Source organism: Kitasatospora sp. NPDC051984 (assembly GCF_044593455.1).
Lineage (GTDB): Bacteria > Actinomycetota > Actinomycetes > Streptomycetales > Streptomycetaceae > Kitasatospora.
The window spans coordinates 9,692-35,272 of the sequence record NZ_JBIUCB010000030.1 but is presented as its reverse complement, the minus strand read 5'-3'; the positions used below and the strand labels follow the sequence as shown (position 1 = coordinate 35,272).

The 25,581-nt window shown below is 73.0% G+C and carries 22 protein-coding genes; 9 read left to right on the top strand and 13 right to left on the bottom strand.

Annotated features, from left to right (window positions below):
* The first annotated feature begins 24 nt into the window (after positions 1-24).
* Together ACIHEI_RS33545 and ACIHEI_RS33540 are read left to right on the top strand one after the other, a co-directional pair.
* Positions 25-1,239 carry an acetyl-CoA C-acetyltransferase gene (locus ACIHEI_RS33545; protein ID WP_380481793.1) on the top strand — a complete coding sequence of 405 codons (1,215 nt, stop codon included), beginning with the start codon at positions 25-27 and terminating at the stop codon, positions 1,237-1,239.
* A 41-nt stretch (positions 1,240-1,280) separates the two neighbouring features.
* Complete coding sequence (locus ACIHEI_RS33540) at positions 1,281-3,449, top strand: 3-hydroxyacyl-CoA dehydrogenase NAD-binding domain-containing protein (RefSeq protein ID WP_396609367.1); 2,169 nt, start codon at positions 1,281-1,283, stop codon at positions 3,447-3,449.
* Here ACIHEI_RS33540 and ACIHEI_RS33535 read toward each other — a convergent pair.
* From ACIHEI_RS33535 to ACIHEI_RS33510, 6 genes are all read right to left on the bottom strand, one after another.
* On the bottom strand, positions 3,437-4,186 hold the full coding sequence (locus tag ACIHEI_RS33535; protein ID WP_396609391.1) for a MerR family transcriptional regulator: 750 nt from the start codon (positions 4,184-4,186) through the stop codon (positions 3,437-3,439). The two genes, ACIHEI_RS33540 and ACIHEI_RS33535, sit on opposite strands and share 13 nt — an antisense overlap.
* Positions 4,187-4,289: 103 nt before the next feature.
* Positions 4,290-5,306, bottom strand: coding sequence for an isopenicillin N synthase family dioxygenase (locus tag ACIHEI_RS33530; protein WP_396609366.1), 1,017 nt, complete (start codon positions 5,304-5,306; stop codon positions 4,290-4,292).
* A 120-nt stretch (positions 5,307-5,426) separates the two neighbouring features.
* A complete protein-coding gene (locus tag ACIHEI_RS33525) occupies positions 5,427-5,501 on the bottom strand; it encodes a putative leader peptide (RefSeq protein ID WP_354644872.1) in 75 nt (24 codons plus the stop codon).
* Between the two features lie 84 nt (positions 5,502-5,585).
* The gene (locus tag ACIHEI_RS33520; RefSeq protein ID WP_396609365.1) at positions 5,586-6,146 is read right to left on the bottom strand and encodes a DinB family protein; all 561 of its coding nucleotides are present in this window, start codon (positions 6,144-6,146) and stop codon (positions 5,586-5,588) included.
* Between the two features lie 40 nt (positions 6,147-6,186).
* Positions 6,187-6,612, bottom strand: a complete 426-nt coding sequence (locus ACIHEI_RS33515) for a VOC family protein (RefSeq protein ID WP_392948219.1) — start codon at positions 6,610-6,612, stop codon at positions 6,187-6,189.
* A 133-nt stretch (positions 6,613-6,745) separates the two neighbouring features.
* Positions 6,746-7,387: an NAD(P)-dependent oxidoreductase gene (locus ACIHEI_RS33510; RefSeq protein WP_396609364.1), complete on the bottom strand. Its 642-nt coding sequence runs from the start codon at positions 7,385-7,387 to the stop codon at positions 6,746-6,748.
* Between the two features lie 116 nt (positions 7,388-7,503).
* On the opposite strand from ACIHEI_RS33510, the gene ACIHEI_RS33505 reads away from it, so the two are divergent.
* A complete protein-coding gene (locus tag ACIHEI_RS33505; RefSeq protein WP_396609363.1) occupies positions 7,504-7,836 on the top strand; it encodes a winged helix-turn-helix transcriptional regulator in 333 nt (110 codons plus the stop codon).
* On the opposite strand, the gene ACIHEI_RS33500 is transcribed toward ACIHEI_RS33505, so the two are convergent.
* The 4 genes from ACIHEI_RS33500 to ACIHEI_RS33485 form a co-directional block, all read right to left on the bottom strand.
* Positions 7,837-8,301 carry a GNAT family N-acetyltransferase gene (locus ACIHEI_RS33500; protein ID WP_396609362.1) on the bottom strand — a complete coding sequence of 155 codons (465 nt, stop codon included), beginning with the start codon at positions 8,299-8,301 and terminating at the stop codon, positions 7,837-7,839.
* 12 nt (positions 8,302-8,313) lie between these two features.
* Positions 8,314-10,233: a hypothetical protein gene (locus ACIHEI_RS33495; protein ID WP_396609361.1), complete on the bottom strand. Its 1,920-nt coding sequence runs from the start codon at positions 10,231-10,233 to the stop codon at positions 8,314-8,316.
* Between the two features lie 100 nt (positions 10,234-10,333).
* A complete protein-coding gene (locus ACIHEI_RS33490; protein ID WP_396609360.1) occupies positions 10,334-12,748 on the bottom strand; it encodes an ATP-binding cassette domain-containing protein in 2,415 nt (804 codons plus the stop codon).
* A 204-nt stretch (positions 12,749-12,952) separates the two neighbouring features.
* Positions 12,953-13,402 carry a hypothetical protein gene (locus ACIHEI_RS33485; RefSeq protein WP_396609359.1) on the bottom strand — a complete coding sequence of 150 codons (450 nt, stop codon included), beginning with the start codon at positions 13,400-13,402 and terminating at the stop codon, positions 12,953-12,955.
* 67 nt (positions 13,403-13,469) lie between these two features.
* On the opposite strand from ACIHEI_RS33485, the gene ACIHEI_RS33480 reads away from it, so the two are divergent.
* A complete protein-coding gene (locus tag ACIHEI_RS33480) occupies positions 13,470-14,198 on the top strand; it encodes an SDR family oxidoreductase (protein WP_396609358.1) in 729 nt (242 codons plus the stop codon).
* A 9-nt stretch (positions 14,199-14,207) separates the two neighbouring features.
* On the opposite strand, the gene ACIHEI_RS33475 is transcribed toward ACIHEI_RS33480, so the two are convergent.
* Together ACIHEI_RS33475 and ACIHEI_RS33470 are read right to left on the bottom strand one after the other, a co-directional pair.
* Positions 14,208-14,654, bottom strand: coding sequence for an NUDIX domain-containing protein (locus tag ACIHEI_RS33475; protein ID WP_396609357.1), 447 nt, complete (start codon positions 14,652-14,654; stop codon positions 14,208-14,210).
* A gap of 102 nt (positions 14,655-14,756) precedes the next feature.
* Positions 14,757-16,355 carry a multicopper oxidase family protein gene (locus ACIHEI_RS33470; protein WP_396609356.1) on the bottom strand — a complete coding sequence of 533 codons (1,599 nt, stop codon included), beginning with the start codon at positions 16,353-16,355 and terminating at the stop codon, positions 14,757-14,759.
* A gap of 114 nt (positions 16,356-16,469) precedes the next feature.
* Between ACIHEI_RS33470 and ACIHEI_RS33465 the strand changes: the two genes are divergently transcribed.
* The 5 genes from ACIHEI_RS33465 (at position 16,470) to ACIHEI_RS33445 (ending at position 24,286) form a co-directional block, all read left to right on the top strand.
* Positions 16,470-17,108 (top strand): alpha-ketoglutarate-dependent dioxygenase AlkB, encoded by a 639-nt coding sequence (locus tag ACIHEI_RS33465; RefSeq protein ID WP_387863598.1) that lies wholly within the window; start codon positions 16,470-16,472, stop codon positions 17,106-17,108.
* A 161-nt stretch (positions 17,109-17,269) separates the two neighbouring features.
* Complete coding sequence (locus ACIHEI_RS33460; protein ID WP_396609355.1) at positions 17,270-18,055, top strand: hypothetical protein; 786 nt, start codon at positions 17,270-17,272, stop codon at positions 18,053-18,055.
* 531 nt (positions 18,056-18,586) lie between these two features.
* Positions 18,587-20,431, top strand: a complete 1,845-nt coding sequence (locus ACIHEI_RS33455) for a hypothetical protein (protein ID WP_396609354.1) — start codon at positions 18,587-18,589, stop codon at positions 20,429-20,431.
* Between the two features lie 81 nt (positions 20,432-20,512).
* Positions 20,513-23,716: an error-prone DNA polymerase gene (locus ACIHEI_RS33450; protein WP_396609353.1), complete on the top strand. Its 3,204-nt coding sequence runs from the start codon at positions 20,513-20,515 to the stop codon at positions 23,714-23,716.
* A gap of 84 nt (positions 23,717-23,800) precedes the next feature.
* Positions 23,801-24,286, top strand: a complete 486-nt coding sequence (locus ACIHEI_RS33445; RefSeq protein ID WP_396609352.1) for a hypothetical protein — start codon at positions 23,801-23,803, stop codon at positions 24,284-24,286.
* 12 nt (positions 24,287-24,298) lie between these two features.
* On the opposite strand, the gene ACIHEI_RS33440 is transcribed toward ACIHEI_RS33445, so the two are convergent.
* Complete coding sequence (locus tag ACIHEI_RS33440; protein WP_396609351.1) at positions 24,299-25,081, bottom strand: TIGR03084 family metal-binding protein; 783 nt, start codon at positions 25,079-25,081, stop codon at positions 24,299-24,301.
* Between the last annotated feature and the right edge of the window lie 500 nt (positions 25,082-25,581).

Here is a 25,581-nt window from a genome sequence, read left to right as displayed (position 1 = left end):
TCCGTCTGAAAGGCAACCGACACCGTGACCACCGAAGCGTACGTCTACGACGCGATCCGCACGCCGCGCGGGCGCGGCAAGCAGACCGGCTCCCTGCACGGCACCAAGCCGATCGACCTGGTGGTCGGCCTGATCCACGAACTCCGCCGTCGTTTCCCGACGCTGGACCCGGCCGCGATCGACGACATCGTGCTCGGCGTGGTCAGCCCGATCGGTGACCAGGGCTCGGACATCGCCCGGGTCGCGGCGATCGCCGCCGGCCTGCCCGACACCGTCGCCGGCGTGCAGGAGAACCGCTTCTGCGCGTCCGGCCTGGAGGCCGTCAACCTGGCCGCGGCGAAGGTCCGTTCGGGCTGGGAGGACCTGATCCTGGCCGGCGGCGTGGAGTCGATGTCCCGGGTGAAGATGGGCTCCGACGGCGGCGCCTGGTTCGCCGACCCGATGACGGCCTACGAGACCGGCTTCGTCCCGCAGGGCATCGGCGCCGACCTGATCGCCACCATCGAGGGCCTGTCCCGCACCGACGTGGACGCGTTCGCCGCCGAGTCGCAGGCCCGCGCCGCCAAGGCGCAGGCGGACGGCCTGTTCGACCGCTCGGTCGTCCCGGTGCGGGACCGCAACGGCCTGGTGGTGCTCGGCCGCGACGAGTTCATCCGCCCCGGGACCACCGTGGAGACGCTGGCCGGCCTCAAGCCGTCCTTCGCCGACATCGGTGACCTCGGCGGGTTCGACGCGGTCGCGCTGCAGAAGTACCACTGGGTGGAGTCCATCGACCACGTGCACCACGCGGGCAACTCCTCCGGCATCGTGGACGGCGCGGCGCTGGTCGCGATCGGCTCGAAGGAGATCGGCGAGCGGTACGGCCTGACCCCGCGGGCCCGGATCGTCTCCGCCGCGGTCTCCGGCTCCGAGCCCACCATCATGCTCACCGGCCCCGCCCCCGCCACCCGCAAGGCCCTCGCCAAGGCCGGGCTGACCGCCGCCGACATCGACCTGGTGGAGATCAACGAGGCGTTCGCCGCCGTCGCCCTCCGCTTCATGCGCGAACTCGGCTTCCGCCACGACCAGGTGAACGTCAACGGCGGCGCGATCGCGCTCGGCCACCCGCTCGGCGCCACCGGCGCGATGCTGATCGGCACCCTGATCGACGAACTGGAGCGCCGCGACCTGCGCTACGGCCTGGCCACCCTGTGCGTGGGTGGCGGCATGGGCATCGCCACCGTCATCGAGCGCATCTGACCATCCGTCAACTCACGTACTCACCCAAGGACTTCAACGAAATGACCGACGTGAGCAGCCCCATCCGCTGGGAGCAGGACCAGGACGGCGTGGTCACCCTCGTCCTCGACGACCCCGCCCAGTCCGCCAACACCATGAACGCCGCCTTCACCGACGCGCTCGAAGCCACCGTCGAACGGCTGGCCGGCACCGAGGAGTTGACCGGCGTCATCGTCACCTCCGCGAAGAAGACCTTCTTCGCCGGCGGCGACCTCAAGCTTCTCTCCGCCGTCGGGCCGGACGACGCCGAGCAGGTGTTCGCCAACTCGATGCGGATCAAGCGCGCGCTGCGCAAGCTGGAGACCCTCGGCAAGCCGGTGGTCGCCGCGATCAACGGCGCCGCGCTCGGCGGCGGCCTGGAGATCGCCCTGGCCTGCCACCACCGGATCGCCCTGGACGCGCCCGGCAGCAAGATCGGCCTGCCCGAGGTCACCCTCGGCCTGCTGCCCGGCGGCGGCGGTGTGGTCCGCACCGTGCGGATGCTCGGCATCACCGACGCCCTGCTGAACGTCCTGCTGCAGGGCCGGCAGTACCGTCCCGCACAGGCCGTCCAGCACGGCCTGGTGCACGAACTCGCTTCCACCACCGAGGAGATGATCGCCTCGGCGCGCGCCTTCATCGCCGCCAACCCGGTGAGCGCGCAGCCCTGGGACGCCAAGGGCTACAAGATCCCCGGCGGCACCCCCAGCACCCCCGCGCTGGCCGCCAACCTGCCCGCCTTCCCCGCCAACCTGCGCAAGCAGCTGAACGGCGCGCCCTACCCGGCGCCGCGCAACATCATGGCGGCCGCTGTGGAGAGCTCGCAGGTGGACGTGGACACCGCGTTCGTCATCGAGGCCCGGTACTTCGCCGAGCTGGCCTGCGGGGCCACCTCCAAGAACATGATCCAGGCCTTCTTCTTCGACATGCAGGCCGTCAACTCTGGTGCCTCCCGTCCGAGTTCGGTCCCGGCCTGGAAGGCCTCGAAGGTCGCGGTGCTGGGCGCCGGCATGATGGGCGCGGGCATCGCGTACTCGTGCGCGCAGGCGGGGCTGACGGTGCTGCTCAAGGACGTCACGCTGGAGGCCGCCGAACGCGGAAAGGCCTACTCCGCCGGCCTGCTGGACAAGCAGGTGCAGCGCGGCCGGCTGTCCGCCGAGGAGCGCGACGAGTTCCTCTCCCGGATCACCCCCACCGCGGACCCGGCCGACCTGGCCGGCTGCGACACCGTCATCGAGGCGGTCTTCGAGAACCCCGAGCTCAAGCACAAGGTGTTCCAGGAGATCCAGCACGTGGTCGCGCCCGACGCGCTGCTCTGCTCCAACACCTCCACCCTCCCGATCGGCCTGCTCGCCGAGGGTGTCGAGCGCACCGCCGACTTCATCGGCCTGCACTTCTTCTCGCCGGTCGACAAGATGCCGCTGGTGGAGATCATCCGCGGCCCGGAGACCGGCGACGAGGCGCTCGGCCGCGCCTTCGACCTGGTCCGGCAGATCCGCAAGACCCCGATCGTGGTCAACGACTCCCGCGGCTTCTTCACCTCCCGGGTGATCGGCCAGTTCATCAACGAGGGCGTCGCGATGATCGGCGAGGGCCTCGACCCGTCCTCCGTCGAGCAGGCCGCCGCCCAGGCCGGGTACCCCGCGAAGGTGCTGTCGCTGCTGGACGAGCTCACCCTCACCCTGCCGCGCAAGATCCGCAACGAGTCCCGCCGCGCCGTCGAGGAGGCCGGCGGCACCTGGACCGAGCACCCCGGCGAGATCGTCATGGACCGGATGATCGACGAGTTCGACCGCCCCGGCCGCAGCGGCGGCGCCGGCTTCTACGAGTACGCCGACGGCCGCCGCACCCGGCTGTGGCCCGGCCTGCGCGAGCACTTCGCCCAGCCTGGCGCGGAGATCCCGTTCGAGGACATGAAGGAGCGGATGCTCTTCTCCGAGGCCCTCGACTCGGTCCGCTGCCTGGACGAGAACGTGCTGACCTCGGTCGCCGACGCCAACATCGGCTCCATCCTCGGCATCGGCTTCCCCGCCTGGACCGGCGGCGTCCTGCAGTACATCAACGGCTACCCGGGCGGCCCCGCGGGCTTCACCGCCCGCGCCCGCGAACTCGCCGCCGCGTACGGCGAGCGCTTCACCCCGCCGGCCTCGCTGGTCGCCCTCGCCGAGAGCGGCGGCCGCTACCGCGACTGATCGCCGTCGTCCTGGCCCGCCCGCTCCGCCGGGCGGGCCAGCTCCTCCGCCAGCGAACGCTGGAACGCCGTCACCAGCGCCTGCACCACCATCGGCTGGATCCGGTCGGCCAACTCCCGCATCCGCTCCAGCTCTTCGGGCTCCGGGTCGCTCTCCCGGTACGGCCGCCACACGGTGTCCCGGAACAGCCGGTGCAGATCGTGCGCCGTCGCCTGGCTGTGCAGCCGCACCACCGCCCGGGCCGCCACCAGCGTCTCCAGCGGGATCGGCACGTCCAGCACCCGCACGCCCAGCGGCAGCAGCCCCGGCTCCACCTTGAACACGTCCGGGTCCTCGGTGCGGTGCAGCGCGCCCATCGCGGCGAGACTGTCGAGATCCGCGTCCGACAGCGCCCGCCCCGTCCGCCGCTCCAACTGCGCCCGGCCGGCCTCCTCCAAGGACTCCGGCGTCCAGGACGCCACCAGGGCCCGGTGGATCGCCAGGTCCAACTCGCCGATGTCCGAAGGCAGTTGCGTGAGATACCGGTCGATCGCGGCCAGCGTCAGTCCCTGCCGCTGCAACTCCTCGATCAACTCGAGCCGCCCCAGGTGCTCGGCCCCGTACAGCCCCACCCGCCGCGGTCCCAGCTCCGGCGGCGGCAGCAGCCCCTTCGCGCCGTAGAACCGCAGCGTCCGGACCGTCACCCCCGCCCGGGCGGCCAGCTCGTCCACCGTGAACCGCGGCTCCCCGCCACCCATCGCACCCCAGCCCTCGCACCAGTACCACTGTGACACCAGCAGTGTGACACCGGTCTCGCCCGGCGGTCCATGGCCCCGCCGGGCGTACGGGCCGGTGCCGGGCTCAGCCCTGGGGGAGGAGTTCGGCGTGGTGGCGGCGGGTGACCTCCGGGTGGGCGCGGCTGAATCCCTTCAATTCGTTCACACCGAAGTCCGCGTGCAGAGGATTCGACGGGTCCTGGGTGATGCCCGGCGCGTGGTGGGAATGCGGGAAGTCGAGCGGGGCGATGTGGGCGTCGAGCCGGGGGTTGTAGAAGAACGGGACGGAGAAGCGCTCGCGGGCGCCCGCCGGGGAGACCACGCGGTGGCTGGTGGCCTTCAGGTAGCCGTCGGTGGCGACCTCGAGGAGCTCGCCGAGGTTGACGACGAAAGCGCCGTCCAGCGGGGGCACGTCCAGGAAGGTGCCGTCCGGGCGTTCGACCTGGAGGCCGCCGACGGTGTCCTGCAGGAGGAGGGTGACGAAGCCGTAGTCCTTGTGCGTGCCGACGCCCTGCGCGGCGCCGTCGGGCGCGGTGCCCGGGTAGCGGACCAGCTTCAGGTGCAGGTGGGGGTGCGGGGCGAAGGCGTCGTCGTAGAAGTCCGGGCGGGCGCCGATCGAGGCGAGCAGTTCGTGCAGCAGCCGACGGGCGACACCGTCGAGCCGGTCGATCCAGTGCAGGGCCGCGGTGCGCAGCTCCGGGAGCGCGGCGGGCCACTGGTTCGGCCCCTCCAGCCACCAGTAGGCGGGCTCGCCGGGCGCGGGCACGTGCGCCGGCAGTTCGGGGCCGATGTCGAGCTGGTCGCGCCAGTCGCGGCTGCCGCCGGTGCGCTCGTCCCCGGTGCGCGTGTAGCCGCGGAAATGCGGGGAGTTGAGGTTGCTGACCGACAGCCGGTCGGTCTCGGGAAGGGCGAAGAAGGCGCGCATCGCGGAGGTGAGGTCGGCGGTCTCGGCGGCGGTCACGCCGTGGCCGACGAGCTGGAAGAAACCGACTCCGGTGGCGGCCTCCCGCAACTCCCGGCGGAGCCGGGCCCGGTCGGTGGCGTCACCGTCGGCGAGCGAGAGGTCGATGACGGGGAGGGTGATGGGGTGCTGCAGCGTCATGGGTGCGCGTCCACGGTGAAAGGCCCGGCCGCGGCGGCGGGTCGCGCCGGGGCATGCCGGGGTGGCGGCGCCCGGCGCGGCCGGTGGACCGCTACGGGCAGGGGATGTGGATGGGGCAGATCAGCCGGAGCGTCGACAGGACATGCTCGTGACGCGGAGCAGGTCCACGTGGCGACGGCTGACGAGAAGAAGCACCCCTTCAGGCTACAACCCCCGTCCGGACGGATTCCGGGAAACGGCGGAGTTCGATCAACCGATCGTTCGGTAGTGAGTCCCCGATCAGTAGCCGGTCGAGCCGTCGATGCGCTCGCGCAGCAGGTCGGCGTGCCCGTTGTGGCGGGCGTACTCGGCGAGCATGTGCAGCAGGATGCGGCGCAGCGAGACCGGGCGCCCGGTGGTCTTCTGGGTGCCGGTGGCGTCCAGCGACGGGGCCTCGGCGACGATCCGGCGGGAGATCTCGACCTGGGCGCGCCAGAGCGCCAGCGCCTCGGCGAAGTCGCCGTCGAGGTGCTCGAAGTCCTGCTCCGGGTCGTCGTCGGAGTAGTAGAGCAGCGGCCTGGTCTCGTCGCCGGCGAACTGGATCTCCAGCCACCACTGTTCGGCGCCGGTCAGGTGTCGCACCAGCCCGTGCAGGCTCAGCCCCGACGGCGGCACCGCGAGCTCGGACAGCCGCTCCACGGGGACGCCCGCGCACTTCAGCGCGAAGGTCTCCCGGTGGAAGTCCAGGAACGCGGCGAGGAGTTCACGCTCGTCGCCGACCAGCGGCGGAGTCGCCCGGCTCTCGGCGTCGGCCCAGGCGGGGGAGAGGTGCTGCGGTGGCGGTGTGGGTGCGGTCGTCATGGCCGCCAGCGTGCCACCCGGGCCTGACAGTGACGTACCGTCAGTGGCGGGGTGCTTCGCCCCGGTACGTGCCGAACGACCAGCGGTTGCCCTCCGGGTCCAGCACCGTGAAATCCCGTGAACCGTAGTCGGTGTCGTGCAGTTCGGCGGTCACCCGGGCGCCCGCGCCGACCGCCCGCCGGAACAGACCGTCCGGATCGTCGGTGACCACGTACGCGCCGAAGGTGCCGGGCCGCAACGGCCACGGATCGTCCTCGCCCTCGGCGGGCTCCTTCGCCGATCCCAGCATGATGCCGCCGCCGAGCGGCCATGCCAGTTCCGCATGCTCCACCCGGTCGCCGTCCGCGTACACCGTGGTCGCCCGGAAACCGAACGCCTCCACCAGGAACGCGATCAGCCCCCGGGCATCACGCGCCCGCAACGTCGGCCACACCTGCGGCGGCGGGGGAACGGCGGCTTCGGGCATCTCCGGCCTCCTCGGCTCTGCGACCTGCGACGACGGGCCCACCCTAGGCCCGCCCCGCAGGCCGAAGGGCGTTGGCACGCCGGGGAAACGGCGGCCCGTCCGGGTGGGATCGGCCGGATCGGCGGTACCGGCGTCAGTGGGAGACGGCGAGTTGGGTGGCGTGGTGCTCGGGGGTGTCGATCTCGTCCAGCAGGGCCACCGCCAGGTCCGGGTGGGAGATCCGGCCGGTGCCGGTGACGGTGTTGACCGCGGTGACGTACTGGCCGGTGGCGGGGGCGTCGGCGTCGAGGTCCATGGGCGGGACGACCATCAGCCAGTCGAGGGGGCCGGCCTCGGCGGTGAGGAGGTCGAACTCGGCGACGTGGCCCTGCGAGAACGTCCGGTACTGCTCGGGGAATTCGGGGTCGTCCATGATGCGCACCCCGGGCGAGGTCTCCAGCGTGGTGGCGATGCCGAGCACCAGCAGCCGGCCGACCCCGGCACGGTTCAGACCCGCCGTCAGGGAGCGTGCGGCGGCGGTGAAGTAGCTCTCGGACGGGACGTCCAGCCGCACCGAGGCGTTGATCGCCGCGTCGTGGCCGGCCGCCACCCGGGCCACCGCATCCGCGTCCGTCGCGTCGCCGCGCACCAGCGTCACACCTGAACTCTCCTCCATCTCAGGGTACTTGGCCGGGTCGCGGACCACCGCCGTCACGCTGTGACCGCGTCGGACGGCCTCCGCGACCGCCGCCCGGCCGACCCGCCCACCCGCGCCGAAGATCACGATCCTGCTCATGGCTGCTCCTCGTTGTCCTGGTTGCCGTGCTGCGTTCCGTGTCGTCGCCGACGGTAGGACGGGCACCCCCGGTTACTGCAACGGAACCGGCCCCGAGGTGCGGCTATCGTCGAGGCATGACCATCTCCGAGGAAGCCGGGGTGTTCGACCCCCGGAAGTGCGCGCACCGCTCACCGATCCAGGTCGGCGACAAGTGGTCCGGCGCGGTGCTGCGTTGCCTCCAGGACGGGCCGCACCGCTTCACCGAACTCAAGGCCCGGCTGCGCGGCGTCAACCCGAAGGTGCTCACCGAAACGCTGCGCGCGATGGAACGCGACCACTGGCTGACCCGCACCGACCACGGCGGCAACCCGCCGCACGTCGAGTACGCGCTGACCGAGGTGGGCGGCTCGCTGATCGGCGTGCTGGACACCGCCTGCACCTGGGCCCGCGAGCACCACGGGGATTGATCACAGCGGCCGCCGGTACACCTGTCGCGACCCGCCTTCCGGCCCGTTCCCGGCGGCCTCGGCGGGGGAGAACCCCAGCCGCTCGTAGAACACCCGCGCGCCGCCGGCCACCGCTCCCGGGTGGTCCGCGCCGAAGGTCACCACCTCGACGCTCGCCACCCCGTCCGGGCAGCGGGCCAGCGCCTCCGCCACCAGCGCCCGGCCGACACCCGCACCCCGGGCGCTCTCGTCCACCACCAGCCAGTGCAGGTGGCACACCGACGCCTCGTACCCGACCAGCAGGCCACCCACCACGCGGTTCCCGTCGGTCGCCACCAGCGCCGTCCCCCGGTCGAGTTGACGCTCCACCGCCTCGTGGAACCCCGGATCGCCCACCATCGCCCCGAACCAGTGCTCGACCTGCCCGGCCAGCCGCACCAGCCCCGCCGCGTCGCCGTCCCGGCCGGTGCGGATCCGTACGTCCATCGGTTCTCCTCGTCAGGTGGCGTCGGGGCAGGCGAGGGCCTGGTCGATCAGGGCGCGGAGTTCTTCGTCCTCAAGGATCGCCTCGTAGCCGTCCCGGTCGGACAGGCGGCCTTCGGAGCGACGGGCCGCCAGCAGGGCGGTGCGGATCGCCGGGCTGATCGTGCCCATTTGGATCGCGGCCCGCATGGCCGTGGCGAACAGGAAGTAGTCGGGTTCGGCTTCGGCGATCGGCACGATGAACTCTGTCAGGGCGTCCAGGCTCGGCCCGGGCCGGCCGGTGACTGAGCAGAGCGCGGAGGCGGCGGCGATGCGTGTCTTGTGCTCGGTCGTGGCCATGACGTGGCGGAGGTGATCGGCGTACGGGGCTGCGGCCGGGCCGAACTCGCCCAGCCGCGCGATCGGGGCCTGCCACGGGTGTTCGGCGCTCAGTACGGCCTCGCCGATCAGGCGAAGCGCGGTCGGGCGGTCCTCGGCGATCAGGTCGGGCCGGTACTGGAGTTGGGCGGCCGTCAGTCCGAGGCCGCGGATGATCGCTGCGGCGTCCGGGCCGAACGCGGACAGCGCGGCGAGCGCGTCGGGTGCCGTGAAGGGCTCGCCGAGCAGGGGTAGTACGTCCGGTAGTGCCGCTGCGGCGTCCCGGCCCCAGGACTCCAGCACGGCAAGGAAGTCACGGGCCGCACCGTGCGGACTCTCCCGGCGGAGCGCCTCGCGCAGTTCGGGCAGCAAGGTGTCCGCGTCCGCCCTCAGCGGGGCCAGGGCGTGGACGATCGACGGAGGGTGTGGACCGTCCACGGCGCCGCACCCGCGGCACTCGTCCTCTCCTTCCGCATGCGCGCGCAACTGCTCGGCCAGGCCCGGCAGTCCGCGCCGGTCGCCGATCCTGAGCAGTGCCCAGCGGGCGAGCTCGCCAACGGTCCCGAACATCTCCGGGTCCGTGGCGTCGTCGTCCAGCAGTGCTGCCAACTGGTCCGCGTACGGGGCGGCGACGGGTCCGAGGCCGCCGAGGAAGTTGGCGGCGCGCTGGCGGACGTCCGGGGAGGGGTGCGTGAGCAACTGGCCGACGGTAGAGGTCAGTTCGGGGTCCACGGAGCGCCGCCGGGTGAGCAGGACCCAGGCGATGTCCAGCGTCTCCTGGCACAGGAGCGCGTCGGCGGTGCGTTCGGCGACGGCCAACAGGCGCAGCAGGTACGCGTTTTCCAGGTCGGGTCGGTGCGCGAACAGGCGAGACACCCACCAGATCACGTTCTCGCGTTCCAGCGGCTCGTCGATGCCCAGGATGTACCAGACGCCGTCGAAACGGGGGTTCGGCGCCGGGTCGGTCAGGACGGCGATCAGGCGCTCGAAGTGTCGGACCGGCAGGTCGGGGTCGGTGGCGGCGGAGGTGTGCACGGCCGCGACGTACAGCGCCGGGTCGTCGTCGGCCAGGGCCTCGGCGAGGACAGCGGGCGCCTCGACGCTGTCGCACTTCCGCAGGGCGAGCAACAGCGCGATCCGCGCGGTCCGATCGGTCTCGGCCTGCCAGCGTTCCGACAGCAGCCCGGCGGCGACCGCGAGCGGGGCCGCCACCTGCCGGACGGCAGGGTCGGGGTCGGCGAGCAGCAGCAGGACGGACGCGCGGTGCTGCTCCATGAGCTCGGGCGACAGCGGCAGCAGGAGGGTCAGCAGCTCGGTCAGCGCACGCCGGGCGCCCATATTCGGGTCGAGCGCCAGCGCGAGCAGGAACGGCGCGGCGACCGGTGCGGCGGACGGGAGTTGACGCGGCGGCTGCGGGCGCAGGCAGTACAGCGGCCAGCAGTCCTCCTCCGTGGCCGCCGCACCCGCCTGCGCCAGGTGGCGCAGCGTCCGCGGCACGATCTCCACCGGATCGGACCGGCGAGCGGTCTCCAGTCCGGCCCACTCCACGGCGTCCAGCGCGTCCAGCGACAGCTCCAATTCCCGTCCTCTCCGTCGGACCCGGCCGTCATTCTGCTGGTCCGCCGGACGCCGTGTCGCGCGAATTCCCGGCCGTCGGGCGCCCACGTATCCCCGGAGGTCAGGCGCCCACGTACTCCGCGAGGTGGCGGCCGGTGAGGGTGGTGCGGTCGGCGATCAGGGCGGCGGGGGTGCCCTGGAAGACGATGCGGCCGCCGTCGTGGCCGGCGCCGGGGCCGAGGTCGATGATCCAGTCGGCGTGGGCCATGACGGCCTGGTGGTGTTCGACGACGATGACGGACTTGCCGGAGTCGACCAACCGGTCGAGCAGGCCGAGGAGTTGTTCGACGTCGGCGAGGTGCAGGCCGGCGGTGGGCTCGTCCAGGACGTAGATGCCGCCCTTCTCGGCCATCTGCGCGGCCAGCTTCAGGCGCTGGCGTTCGCCGCCGGAGAGGGTGGTGAGCGGCTGGCCGAGTGTCAGGTAGCCGAGGCCGACGTCGGAGAGGCGCTTCAGGACGGTGTGCGCGGCGGGGGTGCGGGCCTCGCCGGTGGAGAAGAAGGATTCGGCTTCGTCGACCGACATGGCCAGGACCTCGGCGATGTTCCGGCCGCCGAGGTGGTAGTCCAGTACCGCGGCCTGGAAGCGCTTGCCCTCGCACTCCTCGCAGACGGTGGCCACTCCGGCCATCATCGCCAGGTCGGTGTACACCACCCCGGCGCCGTTGCAAGTCGGGCACGCGCCTTCGGAGTTGGCGCTGAACAGGGCCGGCTTCACGCCGTTCGCCTTGGCGAAGGCCTTGCGGATCGGCTCCAGCAGGCCGGAGTAGGTGGCGGGGTTCGAGCGCCGCGAGCCGCGGATCGGGCTCTGGTCGATCGCCACCACGCCCTCGGGTGCGCCGCCCTTCAGCGCCGCGCCGCTGACCAGCGAGCCGTGCACCAGCGAGCTCTTTCCGGAGCCCGCCACGCCGGTGACCACCGTCAGCACGCCCAGCGGCACGTCCACGTCCACCTCGCGCAGGTTGTGCGCGCTCGCGCCGCGGATCTCCAACACGCCGGTGGAGGTGCGGACTTCGGGCTTGAGGGCGGCCCGGTCGTCGAAGTGCCGGCCGGTGATGGTGTCGCTGGTGCGCAGCCCGTGCACGCTGCCCTCGAAGCAGACCGTGCCGCCCGCCGAACCCGCGCCCGGGCCGAGGTCCACCACGTGGTCGGCGATCGCGATGGTCTCCGGCTTGTGCTCCACCACCAGCACCGTGTTGCCCTTGTCGCGCAGCCGCAGCAGCAGGTCGTTCATCCGCTGGATGTCGTGCGGGTGCAGGCCGGTGGTCGGCTCGTCGAAGACGTACGTGACGTCGGTCAGCGAGGACCCGAGATGCCGGATCATCTTCACCCGCTGCGCCTCGCCGCCGGAGAGCGTGCCGGCCGGGCGGTCGAGCGAGAGGTAGCCGAGGCCGATCTCGGTGAACGAGTCCAGCACCTGCCGCAGCGAGGCCAGCAGCGGGCCCACCGAGGGCTCGTCCAACTCCCGTACCCAGTCGGCGAGATCGCTGATCTGCATGGCGCACGCGTCGGCGATCGAGCGGCCCTCGATCTTCGAGGACCGGGCGGCCGCGCTCAGCCGGGTGCCCTCGCAGTCGGGGCAGCGGGTGAAGGCGACCGCGCGGTCCACGAAGCTGCGGATGTGCGGCTGGAGAGCGGCCCGGTCCTTGCTGAGCATCGACTTCTGGATCCGCAGCACCAGACCCTCGTAGGTCATGTTGATGCCCGCGATCTTCATCCTGGTCGGCTCCAGGTACAGGAAGTCGTGCAGCTCCTTCTCGGTGTACTCGCGGATCGGCTTGTCCGGGTCGATCAGCCCGGACTCGGTGTACAGCCGGTAGTTCCAGCCGCCCGGCTTGTACCCGGGGATGGTCAGCGCGCCCTCGTTCAGCGACAGCGCCTCGTCGTACAGCTGCCCCAGGTCGATGTCCGAGACGCTGCCCCGCCCCTCGCAGCGCGGGCACATCCCGCCCGCCCGCGAGTACGTCCGCTTCTCCGCCTTCGAGCCCTCGCCGCGCTCCACCGTGATCGCGCCGGAGCCGTGCACCGTCGGCACGTTGAAGGAGAACGCCGGCGGCGGGCCGATGAACGGGTCGCCGAGCCGGCTGAACAGGATGCGCAGCATCGCGTTGGCATCCGTCGCGGTGCCGACGGTCGAGCGCGGGTCGGCGCCCATCCGCTGCTGGTCCACGATGATCGCGGTGGTCAGGCCGTCCAGCACGTCCACCTCGGGGCGGGACAGCGTCGGCATGAACCCCTGCACGAACGCGCTGTACGTCTCGTTGATCAGCCGCTGCGACTCCGCCGCGACGGTGCCGAACACCAGCGAACTCTTGCCCGAACCGGACACCCCGGTGAACACCGTCAGCCTGCGCTTGGGCAGTTCGACGCTGACGTCCTTCAGGTTGTTCACCCGCGCCCCGTGCACCCGGATCAGATCGTGGCTGTCGGCCAGGTGCTGACGGTCCGCCCGCTTGCCGGTCCGCTCGGTGCCGCTCATCGTCCTCGTCCCTCCGTCCGGCGGCGCCCGTGGCGACACCGCCGCCCCGATCCAACCACCCGGCCGGACGGGGAGCGGGGAGGTGTCCGAACCGTTGCCGGCGCGCGTGGGTAGAGCGGCTGGCCGAACCACGGGGGAGGGGCAGCCATGCGCATGCGGACAATCGGGCGGACGGGGGCCCCGAGGACACCCTCGCCGCCCGGGTCACCGCGGGCCGCCCCAAGGGCTGAGCGCCGGCCCGGTGCCGGTCGCGATCTCGGCCGGCACCCCGCGTGCGGCCAGCCGCTCGCGCAGCCAGGCGGCCTCGGGGAGCGTCCCGGCCAGTCCGTCCCCCGCCAACTGCTCTGCCAGCTCCCGGGCTTGAGACAGCTCCAGCCCCCACGCCTCGCGCACCGTCCGCAGCACCGCGACCCGCCCCGCCGCCGGATCGATCAACCGCAGCCGCACCGTGCCATGTTGGGCGATCAGCGGGTCGCGCACCCAGGGCGGCGCCTCGCCGGTGCCGAACCCGAGGCACGACCCCGCCCCGCAGGCGCGGCAGTACAACTCCGCGTCCCAGCACAGTTCTCCGCCCCGCAGCGCCTGCCCGACGTCCTGCCGCGCCTCGGCCCCGCACTCGCACCCCACCGCGAGTGTCACACCCCACCCGGCCACTTCGTCCCTCCTCGGTCAACAGTCCTATTCTTCCCTCAGCACTGGGAAGCAGACGAAGGGTCGGTTCATGGATCTCACCGGACGCACCATGGTCATCACCGGCGCGGGCCGCGGCACCGGCCGGGCACTCGCCATCCGGGCCGGGCGGCTGGGGGCGCGGGTCCTGGTCTCGGCACGCGGGCTGGACGCGGCCCGGCGGACGGCCGACGAGATCACCGCCGACAGCGGCGCGCAGGCGGAGGGCCTGGCCTGCAACCTGTCCGACCCCGCCTCGGTGCGGGCCTTCGCCGCCGAGGTCGCGTCCCGTACCGACCGGGTCGACGTACTGGTCAACAACGGGGCCCGCTACCTGCACGGCGCCGACCTGCTGGGCGCCGACGACGACGCGATCGTCGACACCATCGCCTCCGGAGCCACCGGCACCGTCCTGGTCACCCGTCACCTGCTGCCGCTGCTGCGCGCCTCGGCCGCCGCAGACGTGGTCAACCTGGTCTCCTCGGTCGGTGAACTGCGCAACCACCGCTCCGACTCGCACCCCGCCTACTACGCGGCGAAGGCCGCCCAGTCCGGCTTCTCCGACGTACTCTCCGCCCGCCTGCGCCCCGAGAACATCCGGGTGATCGCGCTCTACCCCCCGGACTTCGACGACGCCGACCCCCTCGCCCCCAGCTGGGACACCACCCCCCGCACCGCCGCCGACCCCCTCACCACCCAGTCCGTCACCGACTGCGTCCTGTTCGCCATTTCCCAGCCCCGCGACTGCTTCATCCGCACCTTCCGGTTCGAACAGCTGTAGCGCCGGGGGTCACCGACGGCCGATCAGCTGCCGGTGCAGGTCCTGCGTCCCTTCGGGGAGGTCGTCCGGTGCGAACCACCCGGCCTCCAGGATCTCGAACGGGTCCACCCCGATCCGGCCGCTGACGTACCGGGCCTCGTAGGCGACTTCGATGCGCAGCTTGAACCCGCTTCGCAGATACGCCAGTTCGCCGGTCTTCACGGTCAGTCCGGTCTCCTCCCGGACTTCGCGTACGACGGTGTCCTCGAAGCTCTCGTTCTTGTTCGCGTAGCCGCCCGGCAGCCCCCACTGCCGGCCCTCCGGCCACATCCGGTGCTTCAGCAGGAGTACTCGGCCTTCGTCGTCGCGGACGATGCCGGTGACCCCGACCATGAACTTCGAGTGCCACAGCCACAGAACGCGCCACTGCATCGGGCCCCGGATGATCCGCCACAGCTTGGCGGCGATCTTCTTCACGGTTCACCCCTCCATCGGTCGGGCCGACCGCGCCGTCCGCGCGATCGGCCCACCATGCCGCACCCCACCCCCAGGGCGCCAAATTTCAACTGGCCCAGGGGCTCACTCCTCGACGTAGTGGACGGTCTGCATCATGCCGAGGTCCTCGTGGTGGAGCTGGTGGCAGTGGGCGACGGCGTGGCCGGTGAAGTCGGCGTATCTGACCAGGAAGGTGACGGACGCTCCGGGGGTGCCGCCGGCCAGGCCGACGGTGTCGTGCCAGACCGGGGGGTCGAGGCGTTCGCCGTTGCGGTGGGTGACGAGGAACTGGTTGGTGTGCAGGTGGAAGGGGTGGCCGTGGGACGGCAGGGTCTCGTCGGTGCGGACGGTCCAGCGTTCGATGTCGCCCAGGCGCAGGGTGTGGTTGACGTAGTCGGGGTCGAAGCGGCCGTAAGCGGGGTCGCGGGTGAGGTCGCCGTCGGGGTCGTCGGGGGGCGTGGCGTTGCTGCCGAGCATGCGGTAGGCATTGGGGAACGCGCCGGGGAAGACCTGCGGGTCGACGTGGAGGAGCACTTCGCGGTCGGCGTCGGGGTTGACGATGTCCCTCTCGTCGAGGAACGGCCGGCCGGGCGGCAGTGAGTCCGGCAGGTCCATCGGCGGTTCGACGGGCTCGTCCGCGACCTCGATCGTCATCAGCGGGTCGGGTACCCCTTCGGCCCGCAGCTCGTACCGGCCGGGCCGGCCGCCCCGGACCAGGACGTCGGCGCGGTTGCCCATGGCCAGGTTCACCTGCGGCAGGGCGACGGGCCTGGCGAAGCTGATGCCGTCCTGCGCGATCTGGTGCATCGTCAGGTCCTCGCACTCCCCGGCGATCCGCAGGCGCAGGGCGGTGAAGGCGGTCGCGGCGACCAGCCGCCAGCGCTGGACCTCGCCCGGGCGCAGGGTGAGGGTGGGGTTGACCGTGCCGTTGACGGCGAAGGTGGACGGGACGTCGTTCACCCAGCCGCCCGAGGTGAAGGCGGGGACTTCGCCGTCCTCGAACTTGAGCTCGTTGATGCAGACGACGATGTCGTCGGCCGCCTCGATCTCCGGCACCTCGTCGATGTCGCCCTCGACGATGATCACCCCGGCCATTCCTCCGACGATCTGTTCGGCGGTGGATCCGTGCAGGTGGGGGTGGTACCAGTAGGTGCCGGCGGGGTGGTCGGCCGGGATGTGGATGGTGGTCGTGTACCGCGGCTCGGGAAGGCCGTAGGCCACTGCGGCGGCGGTGCGCGGCGCGAACTCGCGCTGGATGTTGTCGGCGTGCCCGGACGGGGAGACGTGCATCCCGTGGGTGTGCAGGTTGAAGCTGTTGGTGCGGTGCGGCGTGTTGTGGTCGCCGTGGAAGGGCCGGTTGGGCGGCAGGCCGTTGATGTGCGTCAGCCGCAGGGTGTCGCCGCCGCGCACGCGCAGGGTCGGCCCGGGGATCGTCCCGTTGTAGGTGCGGGTGGTGACCTGGCCGTAGCCCGGCACCTCGATGTCCGTGAAGCGGACGTCCAGGGTCTGTTGGACGAGCCGCGGCGCCGAGCCGGTCCCCGGGGCCGTCGCTTCCGGCTGCGGGAAGCGCGCCGGTGCCGCCGCCGTCGCGCGCTGTGCGGTCAGGATCCCGTTGGACGCCGCGGCGAGGCCGGCAACGGCTTTGAGGACCAGGCGTCGGCTGATCCAGCGATTCTCTGCCATAAACGGGCAATTTAGGTCAAACGGTCAAAATCGCTCCGACGGCGCACCGGATCGGTCAAGGTCCCACTTTCCCGAATATCGTACGAATGTTCGAACGGGGCGTACGCTGGCAGCATGACGTACCAGCTGCAGGGTTCGCTGTTCGACACCGGCGGCCCGGAGGCGGAGCCCGCGCTCGGCCCGCTCGCCGGAATCGAACGGACGGTACTGGGCCACGGGGCCTGGATCGACGTGCTGCCCGGCTGGCTGAACGGCGCCGACGCGCTGTTCGAACGACTGGTGGACGGGGTGCCCTGGCGGGCGGAACGGCGCGAAATGTACGAACGAGTGGTGGACGTCCCCCGGCTGCTGGCCTTCTACCCCGAGGGCGCCACGCTGCCCGACCCCGTCCTGACCGAGGCCCGGGACGCGCTCGGCGCCCACTACCGGGCGGAACTCGGCGAACCGTTCGCCACCGCCGGACTCTGCCTCTACCGCGACGGCCGGGACAGCGTCGCCTGGCACGGCGACCGGATCGGCCGCGGCGACCGCGAGGACACCATGGTCGCCATCCTCTCGATCGGCCAGGCCCGCCCCCTGCTGCTGCGCCCGCTGGCCGGCGGCGGCCCGACGGTGCGCCGCTCGCTCGGCCACGGCGACCTGCTGGTGATGGGCGGCTCCTGCCAGCGCACCTGGGAACACGCCATCCCGAAGAGCGCCGGCGCGGTCGGCCCCCGGATCAGCATCCAGTTCCGCCCGCGCGGCGTCCGCTGAATCTCGGCGGGGCTCGGCGGGGCTCGGCGGGAGTCGGCGGGACTCGGCCGAACTCTGGCGCGAACGGTCACCGAGGGTCGTCGCGCGGGTGTTTCTGCAGGTCAGTCAGATTCCCGGACTTGAATATTTACGAACGAGTGTTCGATGCTGGAGTCGTGCACATGTTCGAACCAGAATCGATCGACCCGTCCGGGACGGGCGCTTTCGCCCACTTTGCCCCCGCCGGGACGGCCGACCCTGCCCGGACACTCGAACGCGATCGAACGGTCGTCGTCCCGCTGCGGCCCGGCATCGCCCCCGCCCCGCCACTGCCGACCGTCGCCGAACCCGAACTGCTGCCCGTCCTCCCCGCCCTCGCCCCGCTGCTCCCCGGCGGCGGACTGCGCCCCGGCACCGCCGTCTCCGTCACCGGCGACACCGGACTGCTGCTCGCCCTCGGCGCCGGCGCCTTCACCGAACAGACCGGCGACACCGCCTGGGCCGCCGCCGTCGGACTCCCCGAACTCGGCCTGTCCGCCGCCGCCGGCTACGGCTACGACCTGCGCCGCCTGCTGCTCGCCGACCACCCCGGACCGCACTGGCCCGACGTGGTCGCCGCCCTCGCCGGCGCCGTCGGCCTGATCCTGCTGCGCCCCACCGGCCCGGTCGCCCCCACCCTCGCCGCCCGCCTCACCGCCGTCCTGCGCCGCACCCGTTGTGCCCTGCTGGTCGCCGGCCCCTGGCCCGGCGCCACCCAGCGCCTCAGCATCCGCACCGGCCGCTGGTTCGGCCTCGGCGACGGCCACGGCCAACTCACCGGCCGCCAGGTCGAAGCCGTCGCCGAGGGCCGCGGCACCGCCACCCGCCCCCGCACCGCCCACCTCTGGCTCCCCGACGCCACCGGCGCCGCCCGCGCCTTCGCCCCCGCCGAACCGGCCCTCACCCGGCCCGCCCTGGAGGCGGTCTGAGATGCGCAACCCTTCGGCTCCACGCCAACGGCCTTCGCCCCGCCCGGCAACTGCGGGGTCCCCGTCGCCTGCGCCGTCGCCGTTCGGTTGCGGCGATGGCGGCCTGCGGCGCCGGCGTTTTCGTCGGATGCCGGGGGCGGACGGGTTCGCCGTGGGCGGTCGGGGCGGTCGTCACGTCGAAGTGCTGTCCGAGCAGGTCACCGACACCACTTCGCCGTTCCGGCTCTCCGCTGCGCACACGCGCTTCCGGCCCCGGCCCGCGGTTCCCGTCGCGGCCTCCCGCCCCGGCCGAGTTGCCCGGTTGCCCGGTTGCCCGGTTGCCCGGTTGTTCGAGTGGGTCGGCGACGGCGTTCTCGCCGTTCCGGCCTGCCGTCGCCACCGCGGCGGCCTCTCGGCACGGGAGGTGTCCCTGAGCGTCTGCCGATCCCGTCCCCCCTTCTCCCACCGAACCTCTCCGAGTGACCAGCCATGAAGCACCCCAATCCGATTCGTAAGCCGGCGTCGTCCGTGAGCCGTGGTGGCGGCGGGCCGTTGTGGGGTACCGCCCGGGCGGGGGACGGGGGCGCGGGGTGGGGGCCGGCGGGGCAGCGGGTGCTGGTGGTGTGGTGTCCGGACTGGCCGCTGGTGGCGACCGCGCCGGTGGGTGGGGACGCGGGGGCGGTGGCGGTGGTGGAGGGCGGCCGGGTGCTGGCGTCCTCGGACGCGGCCCGGGCGGCGGGGGTCCGTCGTGGGCAGCCGTTGCGGTTGGCGCAGCGGTTCTGCCCGGAGTTGCGGCTGCGGGAGCGGGACGAGGAGGCGGAGGCGCGCCGGTTCGAGCCGGTGGTCGCGGCGGTGGAGGCGTTCACGCCGCGGGTGGAGGTGCTCCGGCCGGGGCTGTGCGCGATTCCGGTGAAGGGCCCGGCCCGGTACTTCGGCGGTGAGGAGGCGCTCACGGTCGGGATCCGGGACGCGGTCGCCACCGTCCTGGCCGAGACCTGGCCGGTCGCCGCGCCGGAGGAGCCCACCGACGAGCTGACCGAGGAGACCGAACCGGCGTGGGTGGACGAGGTGTTCGCCGAGCAGGAGGCCGCCGGACGACCCCCGCTCACCGTGATCGACGGCGGCTCCGCCGAGCCCGCCCCGCCGCACGGCCCCACCCCGCTCGCCCTGGTGGCCCCCGCCCATCCGGAACCGAAGCCGGAACCGAAGCCGGAGCCCGCGCCGACCCCCGAGCCCGAGCCGGAACCGTCGCCCGAACCCCCGCGAGGGCTGCTCGGTGTCGCCGACGGCCTGTTCGCCGCCGTGCTGGCGGCCCGCGCCGAGCTGCTGGTGCCGGCGGGGCGGACGCCGGAGTTCCTGGCGCCGTACCCGGTGTCGACGCTGGGCGAGCCGGAGCTGGCGGAACTGCTGCACCGGCTGGGCGTGGAGACGGTGGGGGCGTTCGCGGAGCTGGCGGCGGACCTGGTGGCGAACCGGTTCGGCCCGACCGGGAGCGCCGCGCACCGGCAGGCCCGCGGGCTGGACCCGCGCCCGCTGGCGCCCAAGGACCAGGGCCTGGACCTCGCGGTCGAGCAACTCTTCGATCCGCCGGAGGAGTTGGCGGAGCCCCTGGTGTTCGTCGGCCGCACCCTCGCGGAGCGCCTGCACGCCCGGCTGGCCGAGGTCGGACTGGCCTGCCAGCGGGTGGCGGTCGAGGTGTCCTGCGAGGCCGGCCGCACCGTCGCCCGGCTGTGGCAGCACGAAGGGCGGCTGACGGCGGCGGCCCTCGCCGAGCGGATCCGCTGGCAGCTGAACGCCTGGCAGTCCACCGGCACGTTCACCGACGCGGACGGCGCGTTCACCGCGCTGCGCCTCGTCCCGGACGGCCTGTTCCCGGACCAGGGACGGCAGTTGGCGCTGTGGGGCGAGGCGGTCGCGGAGGACCGGGTGGAGCGGGCGGTGGCCCGGGTGCAGTCGCTGCTGGGCTACGCGGGGCTACGGCGCGGCGCCCCCGAGGGAGGCCGGGCCCCCGGTGAGCAGCAGGCGCGACTGCCGTGGGACGAGGCCGAACTCCGCCGGAACGACAGAGCGGACGGCCCCTGGCCGGGCCGGCTCACCGACCCGTCGCCGTCCGTGGTGCCGTCCGACCCGGTTCCGGTGCTGGTGCTGGACCGCGACGGGCAGCCCGTCGCGGTGGACGGCCGCGCCGAGGTGTCCGCCCCGCCGGACCGGGTCGAACTGCACGGCCGCACCCTCGAAGTGCTCGGCTGGACCGGCCCGTGGCCGGCCGTCGAACGCTGGTGGGACCCGCGCACCGCCCGCCGCCGGGCCAGGTTCCAGGTCGCGGTGGAGGGCGGCCGCGCCCTGCTGCTCACCGTGGAGGGCGGCCGATGGTACGTCGAAGGAGCATACGACTGAACGAAGTTGACGGACCATCAGATCGAGCGCCGAAGGGGGAGCGCCCGCACCGACCACCCCGAGACCGGAGCACCACCCGCGATGGGATTCACCAGCCACCCCTCGCTCCCCTGGACGGAGCTGCAACGCCGGATGTCCGGCGCGGTCACCGCTGTCCCGCATACCCGCGAGGAGCCCGAACGCCCCCGGCCCGCGCCGCCGAAGGGCGCCGTCCCGTGGGCCGAACTGCACGTCCACTCGGCGTTCAGCTTCCTCGACGGCGCCAGCGACCCGGAGCAACTGCTCGACGAGGCAGTCGCGTTGGGCATCGAGACGGTGGCGATCACCGACCACGACGGGTTCTACGGGGCGGTCCGGCTGGCCGAGGCCGCCAAGGGCACCGGCATCCGCACCGTGTTCGGCGCCGAACTCACCCTCGGCCCGGACGACCACCTGCTGGTGCTGGCCCGCGACCCGGAGGGCTACCGGCGGCTGTCCGCCGCGATCAGCGCCGCCCAACTGCGCGGCGGCGCCAAGAACAACCCGCGCTACGCGTTCGAGGAACTCGCCGACGCCCACCACGGCCACTGGGCGGTGCTCTCCGGCTGTCGTCGCGGCCGGGTCCGGCGCGCCCTGGAGGCCGCCGGCGAAGAGGAAGCCGAACGCCAACTCCGTTTCCTGGAAGAGGCGTTCGGGCCGGGCAACGTGTACGTCGAACTGACCGACCACCGAATGCCCGGCGACGACCTGCGCAACGACCGCCTCGCCGCTCTCGCCGCCCGCACCGCGCTGCCGCTGATCGCCACCAACAACGTCCACCACGCCGCACCCGCGCAGGGACGGCTCGCCCAGACCCTGGCCGCCCTGCACGAACGCCGCACCCTGGAACAGGCCGCCCCGTACACCATGGCCGCCGGCACCGCGCACCTGCGCTCCGGCCGCGAGATGGCGAACCGGCTGCGGAGGTTCCCCGGCGTCCAGCAGGCCACCGTCGACCTCGCCCGGGCCTGCGCCTTCGACTTCTCCACCCTCGACCCGCAACTGCCCGGTTACCCCGTCCCCGACGGCCACACCGAGAGCAGCCATCTGCGCGCCCTGGTCGCCGAGGCCGGACCGCGGCGCTTCGGGCCCGACAACGACCCGGCCCGCCGCCAACTCGCCCGCGAACTCGACGTGATCGAGACCCGCGACCTCGCCGGGTACTTCCTGATCGTCCATGACATCGTCGACTTCTGCCGCCGCGAGAACATCTGGTGCCAGGGCCGCGGCTCCGCCGCCAACTCCGCCGTCTGCTACGCCCTCGGCATCACCGCCGTCGACCCCATCGCCTACGGCCTGCTGTTCGAACGATTCCTCAGCGTGGCCCGCGACGGGCCGCCCGACATCGACCTCGACATCGAGAACCGCCGCCGCGAGGAGGTCATCCAGTACGTGTACGGGCGCTACGGCCGCGCCCACGCCGCCCAGGTCGCCAACGTCATCACCTACCGGCCCCGGCTCGCACTGCGCGACGCCGCCCGGGCGCTCGGCTACCCGTCCGAGCAGGTGGACGCCTTCACCCGGCAGGTGGAGTTCCACGGCACCGTCCAGGACGACGCCGTCATCCCCGCCGACGTCCTCGACCTCGGCAGCCAACTCCACGGTCTGCCACGCCACTTGGGCATCCACTCCGGCGGCATGGTGCTCACCCGGGAACCCGTCGGCGAGATCTGCCCCACCGAATGGGCCCGGATGCCCGGCCGCTCCGTCCTGCAATGGGACAAGGACTCCACCGCCGGCGCCGGACTCGTCAAGATCGACCTGCTCGGCCTCGGCATGCTCGCCGCCCTGCACGACGCCTGCGACCTGATCGAACAGCACTACGGCGAACGGCTCGACCTCGCCACCATCCCCCAACACGACCCCAAGGTCTACGAGATGCTCTGCCGGGCCGACACCGTCGGCGTGTTCCAGGTCGAGTCGCGCGCCCAGATGGCCACCCTGCCCCGGCTCAAGCCCAAGCACTTCTACGACCTGGTGGTCGAGGTCGCGCTCATCCGCCCCGGCCCGATCCAGGGCGGCTCCGTCCACCCCTACCTGCGCCGCCGCGACGGCGTCGAACCCGTCGACATCCCGCACCCCAGCATGGAACGCGCCCTCGCCAAGACCCTCGGCGTCCCGCTGTTCCAGGAACAGATGATGCAACTCGCCATCGACTGCGCCGGATTCACCCCCGACGAGGCCGACCGGCTCCGGCAGGCGATGGGCGCCAAACGCTCCCTGGAACGCGTCGCCGTGCTGCGCACCCGCCTGCTGGAAGGCATGGCCGAACGCGGGATCCCGGCCGAGACCGCCGAGGACGTCTACACCAAGATCGAGGCCTTCTCCAGCTACGGCTTCCCCGAGTCGCACGCGATCAGCTTCGCCTACCTGGTGTGGGCCAGCGCCTGGCTCAAGTACCACCACCCGGCGGCGTTCACCTGCGCGCTGCTCGCCAACCAGCCGATGGGCTTCTACTCCCCGCTCAGCCTGATCACCGACGTCCGCCGCCACGGCGTCCGGGTGCGCGCGGTGGACGTCGCGGTCAGCGACCCCGGCCCCACCCTGGAACCCGGGCGGCACCCGTCCTACCCGCATCCCCTCACGGCCGGGACCCCGCAGGCCGCGATCCGGCTCGGCCTCACCTCGGTCCGCGGCCTCGGCCAGGCCCAGGCCGAGACCATCGCCGCCGGGCGCCCCTACACCGACCTGGAGGACTTCGCCCGCCGCACCGCCCTGCCCCGCACCGTCATGGAGGCCCTCGCCACCGCCGGCGCGTTCTCCTGCTTCGGCCTCGGCCGCCGCCAGGCCCTCTGGTCGGCCGGCCTGTACGCCGCCACCGACCCCGACTCACTGCCCGGCACCCTCCCCGGCGCCGACGCCCCACCGCTGCCCGCGATGACCCCCGTCGAGGAGACCATCGCCGACCTCTGGGCCACCGGCAGCTCCGCCACCAGCCACCCCGTCCAACACCTGCGCGAAGCCCTGCACCGCTCCGGCGCCGTCACCGCCGCCCAGCTCCAGCACGTCCCACCCGGCACCCCCGTCGTCATCGGCGCCCTGGTCACCCACCGCCAGCGCCCACCCACCGCCGGCGGCGTCCTCTTCCTCAGCCTGGAGGACGAGACCGGCCTGATCAACGTCATCTGCAACCGCCCGGTCTGGGAGGCCCACCGCCGCACCGTCCTGGAACGCGCCGGCCTGCTCATCCACGGCACCGTCGAACGCACCCACGGCGCGACCAACCTGATCGCGACGCGCATCTCGCCACTGCGGCTCGGCATTTGACGAGTCGGCGGCGGTTGCCGGACGGGCCACGGAAAGCGCTTGCCAGGGCCGGTACGGTGTCTCCGATCAAGAAGGGGGGACCCCATGTCCAGACGCCTCGCCACCGTCCTCGTCCTCGCCGCAGCCGCGCTCGCCGCGACCGGCTGCAGCACCGACTCGAAGCAGTCCGCCGCGCCCGCCGCCGGCGCCACCACGCCGGCCGCCGCCTCCGCATCCACTTCCGAAGGTCCCGGCCCCGCCTGCAGCGCCGCACCCAGCCCCACCGAGAGCTGGATGGGCGGCTGGGAGGGTCCGCTGCCGGACGAGATCCGCTGCCTGCCGCACATCGAGCACGGCACCTACTCCCACATACCTCCTGCGGCGGATGTCTACGAGGGCGGCACGAACGCCGTCTCGGTCACCGTCACGTCCGACACCACCCGCGATCAGGCCTTGGCCGTGTGTCTGCGCATCACCGAACTCGGCTACGGCCTCGGCGGCCCACACCAGGTTTCGATGCTCCAGGTCAGCGGGGCCAATGGCCACTACATGTCGATACCCGGTCAGGAGCCCTGCTACAAGGTCCACTGACCGGCATCGCGGTCAGTGGCGGCGCAGCGGCTTGCGCCCCTCCCCGGGCGGCCCCGCGAACGCCTGCGCGCGGGGCAGCCACGCGCGGGCGGTGTCGCCCTCGGCGGTCAGGGCGAGGTCGTCGGGGTGGCGGCGCTGGGTGACCAGCAGACAGAAATCCAGCGCCGGGCCGGACACCCGGTCGGTGGCGTCCTCCTCGCCCCAGGCCCACAACTCGCCGCCGGGGGAGCGGAGTTCGAACCGGATCGGGGCGGTCGGCGCGGGCAGGCCGTGGGCGGCGAACGCGAAGCCGACGGTGCGGACGCCCAGATGCGCGATGTGCCGCAGACGGTCGGTCGGGGTGCGGTCCGCGCCGAGCGCGTCCGCGACGTCCTGCCCGTGCGCCCAGGTCTCCATCAGCCGGGCCGTCAGCATCGACCGGGCCTTCATCGGCGGCCCGAACCACGGCAGCCGCACGTCCGCCGGTACCTCCGCGAGCACCCGGGCCACCTCGGCCCGGCCCGCCCGCCAGCGCTTCAGCAGCGCGGCCGGCTCCTCGCCGACACCCTCGGCCGCACCCTGGTCCACCGCCGCCATCCCGTCCGCGAACTCCCGCCCCAGCGCAGCCGCGAACCCCTCCGGGTCCTGTGCGGCGAGCAGCGTCCACCGGTCCGTCCACGCCAGGTGCGACACCTGATGCGCCACCGTCCACCCCGCCGCCGGTGTTCCCACTTCCCATCCGGCCGCCCTCAACTCCGCCACCAGGGAGTCCAGTTCCGCTCCCTCGGCCATCAGATCCGCCACCAGCCCGTCCACCCGCCACCCCTCTCGCCGTCCGATGCCCACACTCCTACCCCGCCACCCCCCACCGCACCGGCCCCGCGCAGCGGGTGGGCTTCGGCGTCGGCAGTCGGGCACGGGCGGGGCCTGCCGGCGGCTCCTCGTTGCGGGGTCCGCGTGCAACTCGGCGCACCGGCCCCCATGCGCGTCGCCCGCGGCCCTGCGGGCGCGACGGGCTCCCGCTCCCGGCCCCGCGCAGCGGCCCGCACCCCCGTTTCCGCCCCCGCGCAGTGGTTTGCGTCCCCGCTCCCGGCCGGGGCAGTGGCCCGGACCCCGGTTTCCGGCCCCGCGCAGTGGTTTGCGTCCCCGTTTCCGGCCGGGGCAGTGGCCCGGACCCCGGTTTCCGGCCCCGCGCAGTGGTTTGCGTCCCCGTTTCCGGCCCGGGGCAGTGGCCCGGACCCCGGTTTCCGGCCCCGCGCAGTGGTTTGCGTCCCCGTTTCCGGCCCGGGGCAGTGGCCCGGACCCCGGTTTCCGGC

Excerpts from the sequence above, each read along its gene's own strand:
- ACIHEI_RS33540 (WP_396609367.1), top strand. The coding sequence starts at position 1,281 with ATGACCGACGTGAGCAGCCCCATCCGCTGGGAGCAGGACCAGGACGGC.
- ACIHEI_RS33535 (WP_396609391.1), bottom strand. The coding sequence starts at position 4,186 with ATGGGTGGCGGGGAGCCGCGGTTCACGGTGGACGAGCTGGCCGCCCGG.
- ACIHEI_RS33530 (WP_396609366.1), bottom strand. The coding sequence starts at position 5,306 with ATGACGCTGCAGCACCCCATCACCCTCCCCGTCATCGACCTCTCGCTC.
- ACIHEI_RS33520 (WP_396609365.1), bottom strand. The coding sequence starts at position 6,146 with ATGACGACCGCACCCACACCGCCACCGCAGCACCTCTCCCCCGCCTGG.
- ACIHEI_RS33515 (WP_392948219.1), bottom strand. The coding sequence starts at position 6,612 with ATGCCCGAAGCCGCCGTTCCCCCGCCGCCGCAGGTGTGGCCGACGTTG.
- ACIHEI_RS33510 (WP_396609364.1), bottom strand. The coding sequence starts at position 7,387 with ATGAGCAGGATCGTGATCTTCGGCGCGGGTGGGCGGGTCGGCCGGGCG.
- ACIHEI_RS33505 (WP_396609363.1), top strand. The coding sequence starts at position 7,504 with ATGACCATCTCCGAGGAAGCCGGGGTGTTCGACCCCCGGAAGTGCGCG.
- ACIHEI_RS33500 (WP_396609362.1), bottom strand. The coding sequence starts at position 8,301 with ATGGACGTACGGATCCGCACCGGCCGGGACGGCGACGCGGCGGGGCTG.
- ACIHEI_RS33490 (WP_396609360.1), bottom strand. The coding sequence starts at position 12,748 with ATGAGCGGCACCGAGCGGACCGGCAAGCGGGCGGACCGTCAGCACCTG.
- ACIHEI_RS33480 (WP_396609358.1), top strand. The coding sequence starts at position 13,470 with ATGGATCTCACCGGACGCACCATGGTCATCACCGGCGCGGGCCGCGGC.
- ACIHEI_RS33470 (WP_396609356.1), bottom strand. The coding sequence starts at position 16,355 with ATGGCAGAGAATCGCTGGATCAGCCGACGCCTGGTCCTCAAAGCCGTT.
- ACIHEI_RS33465 (WP_387863598.1), top strand. The coding sequence starts at position 16,470 with ATGACGTACCAGCTGCAGGGTTCGCTGTTCGACACCGGCGGCCCGGAG.
- ACIHEI_RS33460 (WP_396609355.1), top strand. The coding sequence starts at position 17,270 with ATGTTCGAACCAGAATCGATCGACCCGTCCGGGACGGGCGCTTTCGCC.
- ACIHEI_RS33450 (WP_396609353.1), top strand. The coding sequence starts at position 20,513 with ATGGGATTCACCAGCCACCCCTCGCTCCCCTGGACGGAGCTGCAACGC.
- ACIHEI_RS33445 (WP_396609352.1), top strand. The coding sequence starts at position 23,801 with ATGTCCAGACGCCTCGCCACCGTCCTCGTCCTCGCCGCAGCCGCGCTC.